The 16,184-nt window shown below is 60.9% G+C and carries 14 protein-coding genes, 1 tRNA gene and 5 pseudogenes; 12 read left to right on the top strand and 8 right to left on the bottom strand.

The genetic code is table 11. The annotated features are described in order from the left end of the window. Positions 1-4: 4 nt before the first annotated feature. Together ACZ2HM_RS07425 and ACZ2HM_RS07420 are read right to left on the bottom strand one after the other, a co-directional pair. Entirely contained in the window at positions 5-1,195 is a 1,191-nt protein-coding gene (locus ACZ2HM_RS07425; protein ID WP_470426638.1) for a zinc-dependent alcohol dehydrogenase, read from the bottom strand. Continuing rightward, a complete protein-coding gene (locus ACZ2HM_RS07420; RefSeq protein ID WP_470426637.1) occupies positions 1,195-1,770 on the bottom strand; it encodes an SRPBCC family protein in 576 nt (191 codons plus the stop codon). Before ACZ2HM_RS07420 ends, ACZ2HM_RS07425 begins: the two co-directional genes overlap by 1 nt. Positions 1,771-1,920: 150 nt before the next feature. On the opposite strand from ACZ2HM_RS07420, the gene ligD (ACZ2HM_RS07415) reads away from it, so the two are divergent. The 4 genes and pseudogenes from ligD (ACZ2HM_RS07415) to ACZ2HM_RS07400 all read left to right on the top strand — a co-directional run bounded on the left by ligD (ACZ2HM_RS07415) (position 1,921) and on the right by ACZ2HM_RS07400 (position 4,136). Beyond that, positions 1,921-2,340 carry a non-homologous end-joining DNA ligase LigD gene (gene ligD, locus ACZ2HM_RS07415; RefSeq protein WP_470426636.1) on the top strand — a complete coding sequence of 140 codons (420 nt, stop codon included), beginning with the start codon at positions 1,921-1,923 and terminating at the stop codon, positions 2,338-2,340. Positions 2,341-2,486: 146 nt separating this feature from the next. Further along, positions 2,487-2,672 carry a non-homologous end-joining DNA ligase LigD gene (ligD, locus tag ACZ2HM_RS07410; RefSeq protein ID WP_470426635.1) on the top strand — a complete coding sequence of 62 codons (186 nt, stop codon included), beginning with the start codon at positions 2,487-2,489 and terminating at the stop codon, positions 2,670-2,672. Then, positions 2,669-3,496 (top strand): annotated as a pseudogene (gene xth / locus ACZ2HM_RS07405) (exodeoxyribonuclease III). The gene ligD (ACZ2HM_RS07410) and the pseudogene xth overlap by 4 nt, the downstream one beginning before the upstream one ends. Continuing rightward, the gene (locus ACZ2HM_RS07400; protein ID WP_470426634.1) at positions 3,477-4,136 is read left to right on the top strand and encodes a DUF6766 family protein; all 660 of its coding nucleotides are present in this window, start codon (positions 3,477-3,479) and stop codon (positions 4,134-4,136) included. Before xth ends, ACZ2HM_RS07400 begins: the two are co-directional and overlap by 20 nt. Positions 4,137-4,145: 9 nt before the next feature. Here ACZ2HM_RS07400 and ACZ2HM_RS07395 read toward each other — a convergent pair whose 3' ends face one another. Further along, the gene (locus ACZ2HM_RS07395) at positions 4,146-4,781 is read right to left on the bottom strand and encodes a cysteine hydrolase family protein (protein ID WP_470426633.1); all 636 of its coding nucleotides are present in this window, start codon (positions 4,779-4,781) and stop codon (positions 4,146-4,148) included. A 128-nt stretch (positions 4,782-4,909) separates the two neighbouring features. Here ACZ2HM_RS07395 and ACZ2HM_RS07390 point away from each other — a divergent pair. Beyond that, positions 4,910-5,089: pseudogene (locus ACZ2HM_RS07390) on the top strand (hypothetical protein); the annotation flags it as partial. Then, positions 5,052-5,231 (top strand): annotated as a pseudogene (locus ACZ2HM_RS07385) (transposase); the annotation flags it as partial. The pseudogenes ACZ2HM_RS07390 and ACZ2HM_RS07385, both read left to right, overlap by 38 nt. A 99-nt stretch (positions 5,232-5,330) precedes the next feature. Here the strand turns inward: ACZ2HM_RS07385 and istB are convergent. Together istB and istA are read right to left on the bottom strand one after the other, a co-directional pair. Next, a complete protein-coding gene (istB, locus tag ACZ2HM_RS07380) occupies positions 5,331-6,176 on the bottom strand; it encodes an IS21-like element helper ATPase IstB (protein WP_019054274.1) in 846 nt (281 codons plus the stop codon). Then, the gene (gene istA, locus ACZ2HM_RS07375) at positions 6,173-7,675 is read right to left on the bottom strand and encodes an IS21 family transposase (protein ID WP_130752824.1); all 1,503 of its coding nucleotides are present in this window, start codon (positions 7,673-7,675) and stop codon (positions 6,173-6,175) included. The genes istB and istA overlap by 4 nt, the downstream gene beginning before the upstream one ends. Before the next feature lie 327 nt (positions 7,676-8,002). Between istA and ACZ2HM_RS07370 the strand changes: the two are divergent. The 4 genes and pseudogenes from ACZ2HM_RS07370 to ACZ2HM_RS07355 form a co-directional block, all read left to right on the top strand. Next, positions 8,003-8,948, top strand: a pseudogene (locus ACZ2HM_RS07370) (IS3 family transposase); the annotation flags it as partial. A 195-nt stretch (positions 8,949-9,143) separates the two neighbouring features. Then, complete coding sequence (locus ACZ2HM_RS07365) at positions 9,144-10,202, top strand: IS110 family RNA-guided transposase (protein ID WP_470425396.1); 1,059 nt, start codon at positions 9,144-9,146, stop codon at positions 10,200-10,202. A gap of 16 nt (positions 10,203-10,218) precedes the next feature. Beyond that, a pseudogene (locus tag ACZ2HM_RS07360) lies at positions 10,219-10,404 on the top strand (IS3 family transposase); the annotation flags it as partial. 128 nt (positions 10,405-10,532) lie between these two features. Beyond that, positions 10,533-11,228, top strand: a complete 696-nt coding sequence (locus ACZ2HM_RS07355; RefSeq protein WP_470426813.1) for a recombinase zinc ribbon domain-containing protein — start codon at positions 10,533-10,535, stop codon at positions 11,226-11,228. On the opposite strand, the gene ACZ2HM_RS07350 is transcribed toward ACZ2HM_RS07355, so the two are convergent. The 3 genes from ACZ2HM_RS07350 to ACZ2HM_RS07340 form a co-directional block, all read right to left on the bottom strand. Then, positions 11,188-11,262 (bottom strand) — tRNA-Glu (locus ACZ2HM_RS07350). The two genes, ACZ2HM_RS07355 and ACZ2HM_RS07350, sit on opposite strands and share 41 nt — an antisense overlap. Before the next feature lie 299 nt (positions 11,263-11,561). Beyond that, complete coding sequence (locus ACZ2HM_RS07345) at positions 11,562-12,350, bottom strand: SapC family protein (RefSeq protein WP_470426632.1); 789 nt, start codon at positions 12,348-12,350, stop codon at positions 11,562-11,564. Positions 12,351-12,460: 110 nt separating this feature from the next. After that, entirely contained in the window at positions 12,461-13,900 is a 1,440-nt protein-coding gene (locus ACZ2HM_RS07340) for an FAD-binding oxidoreductase (RefSeq protein WP_470426631.1), read from the bottom strand. A gap of 77 nt (positions 13,901-13,977) precedes the next feature. Between ACZ2HM_RS07340 and ACZ2HM_RS07335 the strand changes: the two genes are divergently transcribed. After that, positions 13,978-14,406, top strand: a complete 429-nt coding sequence (locus ACZ2HM_RS07335; protein ID WP_037472844.1) for a hypothetical protein — start codon at positions 13,978-13,980, stop codon at positions 14,404-14,406. A gap of 126 nt (positions 14,407-14,532) precedes the next feature. Further along, positions 14,533-16,008: a DEAD/DEAH box helicase gene (locus ACZ2HM_RS07330; protein ID WP_470426630.1), complete on the top strand. Its 1,476-nt coding sequence runs from the start codon at positions 14,533-14,535 to the stop codon at positions 16,006-16,008. Positions 16,009-16,184 lie beyond the last annotated feature (176 nt).

Here is a 16,184-nt window from a genome sequence, read left to right as displayed (position 1 = left end):
TCTCCTATTCGTCAGCGACGGCAAAATCGGGCTTGAGCACGACCTTGGTGACTTCGTTCTGGCTGTCGTGAAACATTTTGTACCCCTTGGGTGCGTCCTCAAGGCTCATGCGGTGCGAGATCAAGAAGGTCGTATCAATCTTGCCTTCAACGATCGCATTCAACAGCGCGGGCATATAATGCTGGACGCTCGTCTGGCCGGTCTTGAGGGTCAGGCCCTTTTCCATGAAGGCACCGAGCGGAAACTTATCAACAAACCCGCCATAGACTGCGGGCATCGAGACGCGGCCACCCTTTCGGCAAGCGATAATTGCCTGACGGATCGAGTGAGTCCGGTCCGTCCCAAGGAACATCGACGCCTTGATCTGGTCGATCACATTGTCGACGAAAAAGCCGTGCGCTTCGAGCCCGACTGCATCGATCACCGCATCGGGGCCAATCCCACCGGTCATCTCCATCAGCGCTTCATAGGTCTTCGATTCCTCGAAATTGACCGTCTCCGCGCCGAACTTCTTGGCGAGTTCAAGGCGATGGGGGAAATGGTCGATCGCGATGACCCGATGCGCGCCCATCAGGAAGGCCGACTGGACCGCGAATAAACCGACTGGACCGCAACCCCACACCGCGACCGTGTCGCCCGGTTCGATGTCGGCGTTTTCGGCCGCCTGCCAGCCGGTCGGCAGGATGTCCGACAGGAACAGCACCTGATCGTCGTCCAGACCGTCAGGAACGACGATCGGACCGACATCGGAGAAGGGCACACGGACATATTCGGCCTGGCCACCGGCATAGCCGCCGGTCAGATGGCTGTAACCAAACAGACCTGACATCGGCTGACCGTACATTTCCTGGCCGATATCCTGGTTGTCCGCAGGATTGCCATTGTCGCACGCTGAATATTGATGCTTGCCGCAGTGATAGCAGCTGCCGCAGGCGATCGTGAAAGGCACCACGACGCGTTGGCCCTTTTGCAGGGTCGACTTCGGCCCGGTCTCGACGACTTCGCCCATAAACTCGTGACCGAGGATATCCCCAGCCTGCATCGTCGGGATATAGCCGTCGTAAAGATGCAGGTCCGACCCGCAAATCGCCGTCGACGTGATCTTGATGATCGCGTCGCGCGGGTTGATAATCTCCGGATCGTCGACGGTATCAACGCGGACGTCATGCTTGCCGTGCCAGGTGAGCGCGCGCATCAGGCTTTCTCCTCGGCGAGTTGCTTTTTGGTCCAGGCCGCCGTCGCGACTTCGCCAGTTTCCATCAGTTGTTTGAACCGCCGCAGATCACGACGCGCCTGGATCGCGGGGTCGCGCTGGAAAAGCTTGGCAATGACCTTGCCGACGACGCCAGCGGGCGGGTCATAAGCGATCGTCGCCGTTACGATGGTGCCGCGCGCGCCCGCGTCGCGAAACTCGATCCGACCACTATTGGGGATGTCCGCTCCATCCTCCGAACTCCAGGCGATCAGTTCGCCCTCCTTCTCTTCGGTGATGACCGCATCCCATTCGACCGTCTTGCCGGCGGGTGCCTTAACGATCCAGTGCGAGCGGGTTTCGGAGACGATATCGACCCGTTCGACATTGTCCATGAAGCTCGGCAGCTTCGTAAAGTCGCGCCAATAGGCATAGAGTTCGGCGCGCGGCCGGTTGATGGTTACGGTGCGGCCAATGAGTTCGTCACCTTTTGGCTCGATGAGGTTCTGGGCACCACTATCGCGAACCTGCTGGGATTTCGAAGTTGTCGGCGGGGCATCATCCGTTACTATCGCCATGCGCATTCTCCCAAAGGCTTGATTTCGGCAGCGGCTCTGCAGGATCGGAGGCCGCGCGCCTGCATATTGGGACAACGTCCAGCGAACGGATTGGTCTCAAAACGAGGGCAAGAATGATGGTGGAGCGCTTGATCGGGCCAGATAACGTAAGTGCGCGGGCGGAACGGGGCGGGGCACCAAGTATTATGTGAGTCTGTTCAAGAAGAGGATCATGGCCGCACGCCCCTATTGGAAAGGTCAGATCAGACTGGCGCTGGTGTCGATCCCCGTCGAAAGGACAGGCATCAGGAGCCCTATCTGTTCGTCGACAGCCCGGCCGGTCTGCTGACCCGCGTGCAGATGGCCACAATCGCATTCCATGGTTGGGGGGCGCGGATCGAGAATGTCGAGAAGGCCGACCGTCTGGTGTTCGATCTCGATGCCGACGAAGGTCTCGATTTCAAAGACGTTGTCTCGGCCGCTTTCCACCTGCGCGACCTACTGGGAGAAATGGGCCTCATCACTTTCCCGATGGCCACCGGCGGCAAGGGCATTCATGTGATTGCGCCCCTCACGCCGTCTCCCGAATGACCTGCGGTCAAGGATTTCGCGCATCGGTTCGCCATGGCGCTGGCACAGGCCGATCCTGATCGCTGCACCGCCACGCTCGCCAAAGCCAAGCGCAGCGGTCGCATCTTGATCACTATCTGCGCAACCAGCGCGGAGCGACCGCGGTGATGCCGTACAGCGCGCGCTCGCGCGAACTCGCACCGATCGCTGTGCCGCTGACCTGGGAGGAACTGCAGGATCTCGACAAACCCTCGCACTGGCACATCGGCGACGGACCCGAGATGCTCAAGCGGACCGCGTCCAAGAATCTCGTCCATTGGGGGCGGGCCAACCAGATGCTTCCCGACCTGTGAAGATCGCGATCTACAATGTAAACGGAATCAACGGGCGTCTGCCGGTGCTTTTGCGCTGGCTCGAAGAGGATCTGCCCGACATCGCTTGCCTTCAGGAGCTAAAAGCCCCGGAAGCAAAATTCTCGCTGAATCCAATCAGGGATCTTGGCTATGATCCAATCTGGCACGGGCAGAAAAGCTGGAACGGCGTCGCGATCCTTAGCCGGGTCGGCGAAATATATGAGACCCGTCGCGGCCTGCCAGGCGATCCGGACGACAGTCACAGCCGCTATATCGAAGCCTGCGGTGAACGGGATCTTTATCGCCGGCCTATACCTGACCAACGGCAACTCCCGGCCCGGCCCCAAGTTCGACTATAAGCTACGCTGGTTCGACCGCCTGATCGCGCACGCAAATGGGCTGTTGGCTACAGGCATGCCCGTCATGTTCATCGGCCAATTCAATGTAATCCCGACCGATCGCGATGTCCGAAAACCCGAACGCTGGTTCGATGATGCGCTGTTCGCACCGAGATCCGCGCGGCCTATTTCAAGCTGATGGACCTGGGATGGACCGATGCACTGCGCACGCTTCATCCGGACGAAACGATTTACACATTCTGGAAATATTGGCGGGGCGCTTTTGAACGCAATGACGGGCTTCGGATCGATCATCTACTGCTGAGTCCGTCTCATGCCGAGCGGCTGATCGATGCTCAGGTCGACAATCATGTGCGAAGTTGGGAAAAGACCAGCGATCACGCGCCGGTGTGGGTCGAACTTGCCGACAAGCCCAAGCGTAGAAAACCGAGAAAAGGGGAAGACCATGCGCTGGCTCCGCGATAACGGCCTGACGATTGCCCTGCTGGGGCTTTTTGCTGCGAGTATTTTGGGCCAATGGGTCGCCGGCTGGCATGTCGCGAGCGACGATGCGCTTCGCCAGGACGAGCCGTTGATGAGCCTGTGGGCCTATGCGGTCAGCCCGGAATTCCTGTCGTCGGTGTTCGAGAATTGGGAAAGCGAGTTCCTGCAGATGTCGGCCTATGTCATGCTGACCGCGATCCTGTTCCAGCGCGGCTCGGCTGAGTCAAAGGATCCGGACGAGACCGATCCGCGCGATCAGTATCTTGCCGCCCAGGCGCGGAAACCGGATGGGCCGTCGATCCTGCGCTGGGGGGCCATCTGGCGTGCACTCTATGCCCGGTCGCTTGGCATTGCGCTGGCGCTGCTGTTTCTCGGGTCCTTTCTTATCCACTGGACGCAAAGCGCGAAGGTCGCCGCGCAAGACGCACTCGTGCACGGCGAGGTCGCGCCGACGACGCTCGGTTATCTGTTCGATGCACAACTCTGGTTTGAATCACTGCAGAACTGGCAAAGCGAGTTCCTGTCGACCGCGATATTGGTTGTGCTGTCGATCTTCCTGCGCCAGCGCGAGTCACCCGAATCCAAACCGGTTGCGGCGTCCCACGCCCAGACAGGCGCGTGACGAGCGGGCTCACCCTTCTTCGGGCTCGCTTTCCCGCCTTTCGACCCGCTCCATCCAGTCATCGAGGGTGAGCGCGTCACTTGCCGCCGTCTCGGCGCCCATCGTCTCGCGCATCGTGTCGAGCGCTAACTGGCCGCGGGCATCGCTTTCGGCCGCGACAGCATCCTGTGGGATCCACAGCGCATAGTCCCGCATATGCGCATCGGCGGCGGTGAACAGGACGCAGATGTCGGTGGCAATCCCGCTCAGGATCAGGCGGCTGACGCCGAGCTTGGGCAGAAGCACCGGCAGATTGGTCGCATAGAACCCGGAAAACTGCGGCTTGATGATGAAAAAGTCATCCCTGGACGGTTTGAGCATCTCACTCGCGGGATTGGGCTTTGACAGCGCCTGCTCGACCAGCCGCGACCGCTCGGAATTCCATTCGCCGAAATTGTCATTGACGTAAATGACGGGGTAGCCCGCGCGGATCATCTCCTTCTTGAGGCGCAGGATGTTGTCGGCGGCGCGAGCGGCCTTGGGCTCGACCAACTCTGCACCAGGAAAATCGAAGCAGTTGATCATGTCGATGATCAGCAACGCCGGTCGTCCCGGCGGACGATCATGGCCGGGGGCTTGCGGGCCATCTGATTGATCCGAGGTCATTATCGCTCCTTTCCCTCCAGCTTATCAGGTGCAGTCGCCCAACTGTCCATGTCTAGTTGATCGTCGTGGCGAGAGCCACTCAAGCGGAGCTAAATCGATCTTTGCGAGTTAGTGGTTTGGCAGTCCATCGCTGGGTCGTCGAGCGCACCTTCGGCTGGATGACCCGCTGGAAGCGCCTCGTCCGAGACTATGAGCGACGAATCGACGTCTGGCCTGCTGCCGGTTTGGCGGACACCGAGATAAGGTGTTTTCACCGAACGGAGAGCATCAATGCAACGAAGGAAGTTCGCCCGCGAGTTCAAGCTTGAGGCGGTAAGGATGGTCCGGGAGCGCGGCGTGGCGGTTGCCCAGGTGGCTCGCGATCTGGACGTGCACGAGAACGTGCTGCGCAAATGGGTCAAGGAGTTGGCCGCCGATCCGGGGCATGCCTTTCCAGGGCACGGCCAGATTATGGCGCGGCGATCTGGATGAGAAGTTTCCGTCAATCAGGATGAGAACTGATCGTCGCGGTTTTCAAGTGGTGCCTGCTTTGATTGACGCTGGCAAGCGCTACTCGCAGGTTTGATTGTCGCTGCGCGACATTTCCTCGTTGGACTTGATTGTCGCGAAGGTCGGTGGCCGACCAGCGCGTGATTGTCGCTGGATCGCCGAGCGACGGCGGTAGCTCTCGACATTCATCTCGAAGATTGTCGCGTGGTGAACGAGGCGATCCACGGCGGCGAGCGTCATGGCGGGATCGGGGAAGACCCGATTCCATTCACCAAAAGGCTGGTTGGCGGTGATGAGGGTGGAACGCCGTTCGTACCGTGCGCTGATCAACTCGAACAGGACGGACGTTTCGGCCTGATCCTTGGTCACATATGCAAGGTCGTCGAGGATCAGCAGGTGATATTTGTCGAGTTTGGCTATCGCAGCTTCGAGCGCCAGTTCACGGCGGGCGACCTGGAGTTTCTGGACCAGATCGGAAGTGCGGGTGAACAGGACGCGCCAGCCATTTTCGATCAGCGCGAGGCCGATTGCGGCTGCCAGATGGGTTTTACCCCCACCCGGTGGACCAAAGAAGATGAGGTTTGCGCCTTTTTCGAGCCAGCCATCACCAGAACACAGCGCCGTCACCCGGGCGCGGGAGATCATTGGCACTGCATCGAAGGCGAAGCTGTCGAGAGTCTTGCCGGGTGGCAGGCGGGCTTCGCCCAGATGCCTTTCGATCCGGCGTCTGTCCCGTTCTGCGATCTCATGCTCGGCGAGCGCCGCAAGCAAACGGGCACCAGGCCAGCCTTCCTTGTCTGCCCGCGTGGTAAAGTCGGGCCAGATCAGTTTGATTGCTGGCAGGCGCAGGTCGTTGAGGATGAGGCTCAGACGCTGGGCGTCGATAGCGGGTGCGTTCCGGCTCATGCGGCTTCTCCCGCCAGGAGAACATCATAGGTGACCAGGGGGACCAGTTCCACCACCACGTCGGGAAGCGCCGCCGGATCGGGAGCGAAGCGTATTCGTAAGGCATCCATGTCGGGGAGACGGTTAGCAGCCACGTCGGCTGCCAGGAGTTCCGCGAGTTCGGCCTCGCAGGCTCTTTCGTGCGCCATTGCCAACAGTTCTACCATCTGCCGACAAGCGATCCGTTCAGGCAATGCGGCGATGAGCCGGTCGAAGGTCTGACGATAAGGCTCCCTTGGGAAGAGCTGGTCACGATAAACCAACTTCAGGAGCGCCATGGGTTTGCGCCGCAGGCTATGGATGACGTGCCGATAATCGACCACATGCCCGTGGGAGCCGTTATTGAACGACCGCCCCCGCGGCAATGTCATGAGGTGAGTGCCGCCGATGAACAGATCGAGGCGATCATCGTAAAGCCGAACGCGCAGCCGATGCCCGATCAGCCGTGAGGGCACGGTATAGAACACCTTGCGAAGCGTGAAGCTGCTGGTGGAGGTGACCGTGACGATCGTCTCCTCATAATCGCTGGTGCGCGCACCAGGCAGAGGCTGCAATACCGCACGTTCGGCGTCTATGCGTGGGCCGTTGCGCCGGTTCTTGCGGCTGACGACTTCGTCGATGAAGTGCCGGTAACTCGCCAGATCATCGAAGTCTCGCGAACCACGCATCAGCAGCGCGTCCTTTATTGCTGCCTTCAAATGCCCATGCGGACTCTCGATCCCGCCATTCTCATGGGCAACGCCGCGGTTGTTGCGCGTCGGCGTCATGCCATAATGTTCGCACAGCGCGTCATATCGCAGCGTCAGATCTTGCCGGGCATCGGCGTCCAAGTTGCGGAACGCGGCCGACAGGCTATCGCTGCGATGCTCAACCGGGGCACCGCCGACGGCCCACAGGGCGTTTTGCAACCCTTCTGCAAGCGCGACATAGCTCTCGCCGCCCAGAATGACATGGACGTGTTCGAAGCCCGACCATATCAGCCGAAAATGGTAGAGGCGATGATCGAGCGGCACGCCGACGATCGTTACGTGCTCATCGCTCATCTCGGTGAAGTCCGACAGGCCAAGCCGTCCCGGTTCATGCACCTGCCGGAAGATCACTTCCTGCTCGGGACCATGGATCGCCCGCCATGTTCGGATCCTTCGCTCCAATGTGCGCCGGATGCGCCCATCAAGCTCAGGGTGACGGCGACATATCTCCTCGAAAATCGCCACTGACCGCAAACCAGGCGCAGCCTGGAGCATGGGAACAACATCCTCGTCGAAGATCCCGGCTAACGGGTCCGGGCGTCGCCGTTCTCGCTGGACCTGCCTTTGCGAGGGAAGCCGAGGATCTCCCTCGATGCGATATCCGGTCGCCGTGCTGATACTGGCCTTGGCGGCGGCGATCGGAACGGCATGGGTATGTCGGAGCTTCATGTAGAGCCTCATCTGATGATCGTTGACGTGGCGGCCCGGCATGAACGACATCCCCTCTCGCGAAGTTATGCCTTTGAATACCTGACCGGCCGCAACCATCAGAAACGCCCCGGAAAGGGCGACATCGCCACCTGCTGATCCGGCTCCGGGCTACGCCCTACGCCGCATCAGCAGGTGGCGATTCTCATCTTGATTGACGCTGCTCTCTCATCCTGATTGTCGCGCGGCAGCCAGATGAAGCCGGAGCAGTTGGAGATCGAGCGGCTTCGCCGCGAAGTGGCCAAGTTGAAGGCGGAACGCGATATGGACTTGTAACGGTTTTGCGCCGGTCACCTGAGCGATTAGAGCTCGCAACAGGAGACCGACGAGATGATCAAGCATACAGAAGAGTTCAAGCAAGAGGCGGTACGGATCGCGCTGACCAGCGGGTTGCCGCGCGATCGGGTTGCATCGGATTTGGGGATAGGGAAGTCGACGCTGGGCAAGTGGGTATCGCAGTATCGGCCCAGTGATCTGGTTTCAGCGCCGCAGGCAGATCTGGCGCGTGAGAATGAACGCCTTCGCCTTGAGAACCGTGTGCTGCGGGAGGAGAGGGAAGTGCTAAAAAAGGCCACGCAGTTCTTCGCGAGCCAAAGGCCGTGAAGTGAAGTTCGCATTTGTGCATAGCTGGCGGCACCGGTGGCCCGTTGAACTGCTCTGCCGTGTCATGGATGTCAGTGAACGCGGCTATCGTTCCTGGCGCTCGCGCCCGATCAGCAGGCGGGAGCGGACAGATATGAAAGTGCTGGCCCATATCCGGGAACAGTACAGGCTGAGCCTTGGCAGCTACGGCCGTCCTCGCATGACGATGGAGTTGAAGGAGGTAGGGCTCGATGTTGGCGAGCGCCGGGTCGGGCGGCTGATGAAGATCAACGGGATCAAGCCAGTCCGCACGCGCAAGCACAAGGTTACGACTGACAGCCACCATCGCCTGGGTGTCGCAGCGAACTGGCTGGACGGCGATTTTGCCGCAGATGCGCCCAACCGTAAATGGGCCGGCGACATCACCTATATCTGGACGTCCGAAGGCTGGCTCTACCTTGCCGTCATTCTCGATCTGCATAGCCGTCGCGTCGTAGGCTGGGCAGTCAACGACAGGATGAAGAAAGACCTGGCGATCAGGGCGCTGGATATGGCGGTGCGCCTGCGCCAGCCTCCCGAGGGCTGCCTTTTCCATTCGGATCGCGGTAGCCAATATTGCTCCTACGACTATCAGAAAAAGCTGCAGGCCTATGGCCTGCGTCCATCAATGAGCGGCAAGGGAAATTGCTACGACTGTGATTATGTTGCTGCGGCTTGATGGTCTGACCCATGCTACGATTGACCCCGTGTCATTGCGTTGACGTGTCGGCCATCAAGTCGCCCTGGCAACGGGCGAGATGTGACTTGATAGGAGCCTGACGGGTTTGCCCCTTCACAGTCCTGTCCTTCTCTGAACGGTGCCCGGGCACCGTTCAGAGAAGGACAGGACATGACCAATACCAACATCAGCGGCGTCATTATCGGTGTCGATACCCATAAATCCATCCATGTTGCCGTGGCAATCGATAACAACGGCAGCCGATTGACGGCCTTTTCGGCTCCAGCGACAACAAAGGGCTATAAATTGCTCGAGGACTGGGCGTGTGCGTTGGGCACCATCACAGCCTTTGGCATCGAGGGGACTGGATCATACGGAGCCGGGCTGTCTCGCCATCTTCTGGCCCAGGGCCATAAAGTCATCGAGGTCACCAGACCTAATCGACAGTTGCGCTATCAACATGGCAAAAGCGATAGCCTCGACGCTGAAGGCGCCGCACGGTCGGTGCTGGGCGGACAGGCGATCGCCCAACCCAAAACGCAAACAGGATCCGTCGAGATGATCCGGCATCTCAAAATCGCACGCGACACAGCAGTCAAATGCCGGTCGCAGGCCATGGTGACCCTGAAAACCCTGATCATCAACGCACCTGCGGCGCTGCGCGACACGCTCGATCAGATAAACGGAAAAATCGCGCTGATCCGATATATTGCTGCACTCAGGCCCGGCGCAATGACCTCGACGATCGCATCGGCCAAAACCGCCTTGCGGGCCTTGGCACAACGCTGGCTGGCTCTACACGAAGAAATTCAGTCGCACGACAAGGCGCTCGAGCAACTGGTCATGGCCAACGCACCAACGTTGCTGGCATCGCACGGGATCGCGACGATGACGGCGGCAGAAATGCTTATACTGGTCGGCGATGATCCCACCCGAATCCGCTCCGAAGCTGCACTCGCCAAGCTCTGCGGGGTGTGTCCCATCCCCGCATCAAGTGGCAAGACCAACCGCTTCCGACTCAACCGTGGTGGAAACCGGCAAGCCAATGCCGCGCTATATCGGGTTGCAATCGTTCGGATGCGCAACCATCCGCCGACACTTGCCTATGTCAGCAAACGAAAAATGGAGGGAAAGAGCAACCGGGAGATTATACGCTGCCTTAAGCGATACATCGTTCGCGAAATCTTTACCCACCTATGTCGCCCAAAAGCATCTCTGACCAGCGCTTGACAAATATAGGAGCCTCAATGCGTCCGTCGAGACCTTCTTCAAATCCCTGAAGGCGGAACTCATCTGGCGGCAGAGCTGGCCGACGCGGCGTCAGGCAGAAGCCGCCATCTTTCAGTACATCAATGGCTTCTACAACACCCGTCGCCGCCATTCATATCTAGGCGGCATCAGCCCGCTCGCGTTCGAAGCCAAGGTGGCATAATGAGATAGGTGACCGGCACAAAACCGTTACAAGTCCAGGAGGCTTGGGAACTAGCTCAGGAGGTGATCGATGGCCGCAGCGCATCCAACGTCCACGCGAGCCCCAAAGATTTCGTCTACACCGGCTTAATGACCTGCGGCCACTGCGGCTGTGCAATGGTCGCGGAGATAAAGAAGCAGAAATATATCTACTATCACTGCACCGGCTTTAAAGGAAAATGCCCCGAGCGTTATGTTCGCCAGGAGGCGCTTGACGTTCATTTCGAACAGATGCTTTCGCGGCTTCGCCTCGACGACGAGATTTTCGGTCTCGTACAGCGAGCACTTCGCGAGAGCCATGGCGACGAACGTCGCGAACGGGATGAAGCCAAGGCGCGGCTGATCGCCGAGGCGGATCGGCTTCAAGATCGGCTCGACATGATCTATCTCGACAAGATCGAAGGTCGCATCACCAGAGAGTTTCACGATCGTATCGCGGCTACCTGGCGAGAGGAGAGGGCGCGCGCCATCCGGGGCCTGGAGCATCTCAATAATGTAGATGAGGCCTATGTCGACGATGGCGTCGCGCTGCTTGATGTCGTCCGACAGGCGCATCAGGGTTTCGCGGATATGGCTCCGGAACACCGGCGTCGCGCTCTAAATTTGGTACTTTCGAACTGCACTTGGGCCAATGGCCAGCTCACCGTAGAGTTCAGGCAACCCTTTGGAATGCTTGAAGAACTGTCACGAGCGGCAGTCACTCTCGACACAGCAAACCAACCCCAAAATGAGGGTTTTGACAGTTTGGTGACCCCTACGAGAATCGAACTCGTGCTTCAGCCGTGAGAGGGCCGCGTCCTAACCGCTAGACGAAGGGGCCATGTGACCGCGCTCAGGCGGTCCACAGAGGCGCGCTTTAGGAAGACGGCGTAATCGCGTCAAGCGAAACAGCGTCCCACCGCCAACCGAGCCTCATAAAAAACCACCCCATGCAGAGCATGGGGTGGCCAAGGTTCAGGGAGGAGACGCCTCCAAAGGGGGAGGCGCCCATACGATACACCCGAAAGGGGGGCAGGTGCACCGCATGATTGATAGATAGGGCAGGATGCTTCGCCTTACAAGGGGGGAAGCACCGCCCTTTCTATCAATTATTTGAACCGTTTCGGGTTAATATGGGGTTCAGGATTCGGCAGGCTGCGGTGCGGCGGGAAGGGCGATCGGCCCCTTGCCCTGCGAGACCTGGGTTTCGAAAATCTCGCGCATCAACTGCAACGAGAAGAGATGGGCGTAGATCAGCGGCAGCATGCCGTTCTGGTTGATCTTGCGCAGCTGGTCGCCGCGCATGTCGCGCAGCTTTTCCTCGTTGATCATGCGGAAGCCGCGATAGACGAAGGGCTGTTCGTTGACCGGCGTCTGAATCGACACTTCGCCATCCATCAGCAGGTCCATTTCCTGCAATTCGCGCACGAACTGGCTGGTGCGCGCGGCGGCCTGTTCGAAATCCTCGCAGAATTTCAGCACGCCCTGGGTCAGTTCGCTGGGCTTGCCGTCCTGGAACAGCGCGGTGCCTTCCTCGAACGCGCCGATCGCGGAGCTGGTCGGGTCGAAGCACAGCGACAATTCCTCGCTGTCGGGACGCAGCTTGGCCAGCATCCAGGGATAGCGACGGACATAGGCCGGAACATAGGCCGGGCCGCGCAGCTTGCCTTCGTCATCGACGAAGACGTTCACGCCTTCATTGAGGCCCATCAGCGCCAGCGGCACCGAATCGGCGCCCGACGAAAAGATGATCGGCACGAAGCGCTGGGCCGACACGAATTCGTCGATCGTCAACGGCACGGCATGCTGGCTGACCAGGAAGGGGGCGGCGTCGACCGTGCGGCTGTGGAAATCGACATGGTCCACGCTGCTGAGCGGCAGCAGGTCGTTGTAGAAGATCGGCAGATTGTTCGCGGGCGCGCTGGCCATGATCAAATATCCATTCTTGCAGGCAGCGGTTTTTCAGGCACGCCGCAGGTCCGATGATTGGGGCAGGGCGATAATCACCTTGGCGACGCCGTGCAATCGCTTTGTCGCGGTCAGGCTTCTCCGGGCAACGGTATCAGCTTGCCGGGGTTCATGATGCCCTTGGGGTCGAACGCCGTCTTGATCGCGCGCAACGCGCCGATCCGCGCTGGACTGGCCAGTCGTCCGAGTTCCGCCCGCTTCATCTGGCCGATGCCATGTTCGGCCGATATCGATCCGCCCGCTGCTACCACCGCATCATGGACGAAGCCATTGATCGCCTGGCCCTGCGCCGCGATCCAAGCCGGACCGTCGCTGGTGCCCTTTGGCGCGCGGACATGAAAATGGACATTGCCATCGCCCAGATGCCCGAAGGAGGAGGTGGTCGTGCCGGGGAAGCGCGCCTGCGCCGCCTGCGCCGCGTCGATCATGAAGGCCGGCATCCGCGCGACCGGCACGCTGATGTCATATTGCAGCGCTGGCCCCTGCGCCTTTTCCGATTCCGACAGGGATTCGCGGATGCGCCAGAAAGCATCGGCCTGCGCCTCGTTCGCAGCGATGGCCGCGTCGATCGCAAGGCCGCGCTCGAAAGCATCGGCCAGCGCGCTTTCCAGCCGCTCGGCCGGGCTGGGATCGTTGCGGTCAGGATGGTCTACCTCGATCAGCACATGCCAGGGCGTGCGCGTCTCGATCGGGCTGCGCGTGCCGGGGATGTGCCCCAAAACGAAGCCCAGCGTCTCGTCGGCGATCACCTCGAACCCCTCCACGCTGTCGCCCAGTTGCGCTTCTGTCAGCCGCAGCAGCGCCAGCGCATCGGCAGGGGAAGCGACGCCGACCCAGCCGACCGCGCGGGCGGCAATGGCGGGGACCAGCCGCAACGCCGCCGCCGTGACGATGCCCAGCGTGCCTTCCGCGCCGATCAGCAATTGCTTGATGTCATAGCCGCGATTATCTTTCTTCAGCGCGTCCAGCCCGTCGAAGATGCTCCCATCGGGCAGCACCGCCTCCACCCCCTCGACCAGCGCGCGCATCGTGCCGTGGCGCAGCACCTGCGTACCCCCGGCATTGGTGGACACCAGCCCGCCGATCGTCGCCGATCCCTTGGCGCCCAGGCTCAGCGGAAAGCGCCGCCCCTCTGCCTCCGCCGCGTCATGCAGGACGCTCAAGATCACGCCCGCCTCGCACACCGCCAGATTATCGTCGGCCGACAGGCTGCGGATCGCATTCATCCGCCGCAATGACAGGATCAGCGCCGATCCATCGGCGGGCGGCGTCGCGCCGCCGACCATCGACGTATTGCCCCCCTGTGGCACCAATGCGACGCCCAACTCTGCGGCCAACGCGACCGTCGCGGCCACTTCTTGCGTCGACGCAGGTGCCAGGATCGCGGCCGCCGCGCCATGATAACGCCCGCGCCAGTCGCTCGTCCATGGCGCGATGTCGTCCGGGTCGGTGACGACGCCCTTGGGGCCAAGCAGCGCGGCGAAGCGCGCAATGATATCCTGTCCAATCATGGGACCGTCTATGCGCGCAAATTCATCGACGGTTCAACCACTCGTCGATAGCGTGCCATTCCCATAAGGGGTCCGCTTTGTTTCATTCCATCCTGCTACTGCTTGCCGCGCCAGGCGCGCAGCCCGTGCAATGGGCGCAATTGACGATCGAGCGGCGCGTCATCATGCGCGTGCCCATGGTCCGCAAGGGCAAGGCGCCTGTGCGCATCACACCCGATGCCGCCGATGATTGGGACGAAAAGAAAGGGCCACGCTGCGTCGCGCTCCGCTCGATTCGCGCCGCTAGCATCATCGTGCGCAATGGCGTGGATCTCATCCTCGCCGATCAGCATCGCTACCGCGCCCGGCTGGAAAAGGGGTGCGATTCGGCGGGCTTTTATTCGGGCTTCTATGTCGAGCCGGATGCGGACGGATCGCTCTGTTCGGGACGCGACGAATTGCAGGCGCGCAGCGGCATGAGCTGTGCGATCGACAGTTTCCGCCGCCTCGTCGCCGCCGACGACTGATCGCGATCCCCAAGGCCCCGAATTACGGGATTTTCTTGACAAGTGGCCGATATTTCCGCAATGCGCGGCCGATTTCCATCGTGCGGACTGGCAGGATGGGGCAACCTCCTGTTCCCGGACCATTGAATGACTTTTGCCGATCTCGGCCTTTCCGACGAATTGCTCAGGGCCGTAACCGAATCCGGTTACGACACGCCCACCCCCATTCAGGCGCAGGCAATTCCTTCCGTCCTGATGATGCGCGACATCATCGGCATTGCGCAGACGGGAACGGGCAAGACGGCCAGCTTCGTGCTGCCGATGATAGACATTCTCGCCCATGGCCGCAGCCGCGCGCGGATGCCGCGCTCGCTGATTCTGGAGCCGACGCGCGAACTCGCCGCCCAGGTGGCGGAGAATTTCGAGAAATACGGCAAATATCACAAACTCTCGATGGCCCTGCTCATCGGTGGCGTGTCCATGGGCGACCAGCTCGCCGCGCTCGAAAAGGGCGTGGACGTGCTGATCGCGACGCCGGGCCGCTTGATGGACCTGTTTGGTCGCGGCAAGATCATGCTCAACGGCTGCTCGCTGCTGGTCATCGACGAAGCCGACCGGATGCTCGACATGGGCTTCATCCCGGATATCGAGGAAATCTGCACCAAGCTGCCCGCGCAGCGCCAGACCTTGCTCTTTTCCGCGACCATGCCGCCGGTCATAAAGAAACTGGCCGACAAATTCCTGTCCAACCCCAAGTCGATCGAAGTCGCGCGCCCTGCCAGCGCCTCGATCAACATCACCCAGCGGTTGGTAAAGGTCGATGCACGCAAGAAGCGGACCGTCCTTGCCAAAATGCTGGCAGAGGCCGACGTCACGAGCGCGGTCATCTTCTGCAACCGCAAGACCACGGTGCGGGATCTGAACAAGAGCCTGCAGCGCGACGGCTTCAAGTCGGGTGAAATCCATGGTGACATCGACCAGGGGTCACGCATCGCCGAACTGGAACGCTTCCGCGCCGGCACCGTCAATATCCTCGTCGCGTCGGACGTCGCCGCGCGCGGGCTGGACATCAAGGGCGTCAGCCATGTGTTCAACTATGACGCGCCCTGGCACCCGGACGATTATGTCCACCGCATCGGCCGCACCGGCCGCGCGGGCGCATCGGGCGTCGCCTACACCTTCGTCACCGAAGCGGACGCCGAAGCGATCGACAATATCCAGAAGCTGATCGGTACCAAGATCGAAGTCGTTGGCGCAGCCGAAGTTATTGCAACGGTTGAATCCACCGAAGAAGCCGCCCCTTCGCGTGCGCCGAGGGGCCGCAAGCCCCGCGCGGCAAAGCCCGCAGCCGACAAGCCCGCCCGTGCCAAGGAACCGCAGGCGCAAGCCACACCGCCTCGCGAAGAAGCGCCGGTCACGGCGGAGCCTGCCGCTGAACCGATCCGCGAAGCCCGCCCACCCCGCACCGAACGTCCCCGCGAAGAGCCAAGAGACCGCCCCGCCGCCGCCCCGCGCGCGCCGCAGCCAAACCGTGGCCGCCGTAACGAAATGGCCGATGACGGTCCCGACGATGGCTGGAACGGCCCGGTTCCCGAATTCCTGAACTTCGGCTTCGACGCCTGAATTTGGGTATCGACGGGCTTTGAGTCTGTCCGCCAACGTGCAAGCCCAGCACGATGGGGGCAAACCATAAACCAACCTCATTCCCCCCTCCCGCAGGCGGGAGGGGGTTAGGGGGTGGGCCAGCGCAACGGCTGCGCTGGCCCACCCCGCTGCGACTAAATTCCCCCGGCACAAGG

The organism is Sphingobium sp. KKT206, assembly GCF_055640555.1.
Note: the sequence above shows the minus strand (reverse complement) of the source record. Positions and strands in the feature narration are given on the sequence as shown.

Bases quoted from the DNA above. Each gene is read 5' to 3' on its own strand.
- ligD (WP_470426635.1), top strand. From the start codon at position 2,487: ATGCCGTACAGCGCGCGCTCGCGCGAACTCGCACCGATCGCTGTGCCG.
- ACZ2HM_RS07395 (WP_470426633.1), bottom strand. From the start codon at position 4,781: ATGACCTCGGATCAATCAGATGGCCCGCAAGCCCCCGGCCATGATCGT.
- ACZ2HM_RS07400 (WP_470426634.1), top strand. From the start codon at position 3,477: ATGCGCTGGCTCCGCGATAACGGCCTGACGATTGCCCTGCTGGGGCTT.
- ACZ2HM_RS07330 (WP_470426630.1), top strand. From the start codon at position 14,533: ATGACTTTTGCCGATCTCGGCCTTTCCGACGAATTGCTCAGGGCCGTA.
- ACZ2HM_RS07345 (WP_470426632.1), bottom strand. From the start codon at position 12,350: ATGGCCAGCGCGCCCGCGAACAATCTGCCGATCTTCTACAACGACCTG.
- ACZ2HM_RS07365 (WP_470425396.1), top strand. From the start codon at position 9,144: ATGACCAATACCAACATCAGCGGCGTCATTATCGGTGTCGATACCCAT.
- istB (WP_019054274.1), bottom strand. From the start codon at position 6,176: ATGAGCCGGAACGCACCCGCTATCGACGCCCAGCGTCTGAGCCTCATC.
- ACZ2HM_RS07425 (WP_470426638.1), bottom strand. From the start codon at position 1,195: ATGCGCGCGCTCACCTGGCACGGCAAGCATGACGTCCGCGTTGATACC.
- istA (WP_130752824.1), bottom strand. From the start codon at position 7,675: ATGCCGGGCCGCCACGTCAACGATCATCAGATGAGGCTCTACATGAAG.
- ACZ2HM_RS07355 (WP_470426813.1), top strand. From the start codon at position 10,533: ATGACCTGCGGCCACTGCGGCTGTGCAATGGTCGCGGAGATAAAGAAG.
- ACZ2HM_RS07420 (WP_470426637.1), bottom strand. From the start codon at position 1,770: ATGGCGATAGTAACGGATGATGCCCCGCCGACAACTTCGAAATCCCAG.
- ACZ2HM_RS07340 (WP_470426631.1), bottom strand. From the start codon at position 13,900: ATGATTGGACAGGATATCATTGCGCGCTTCGCCGCGCTGCTTGGCCCC.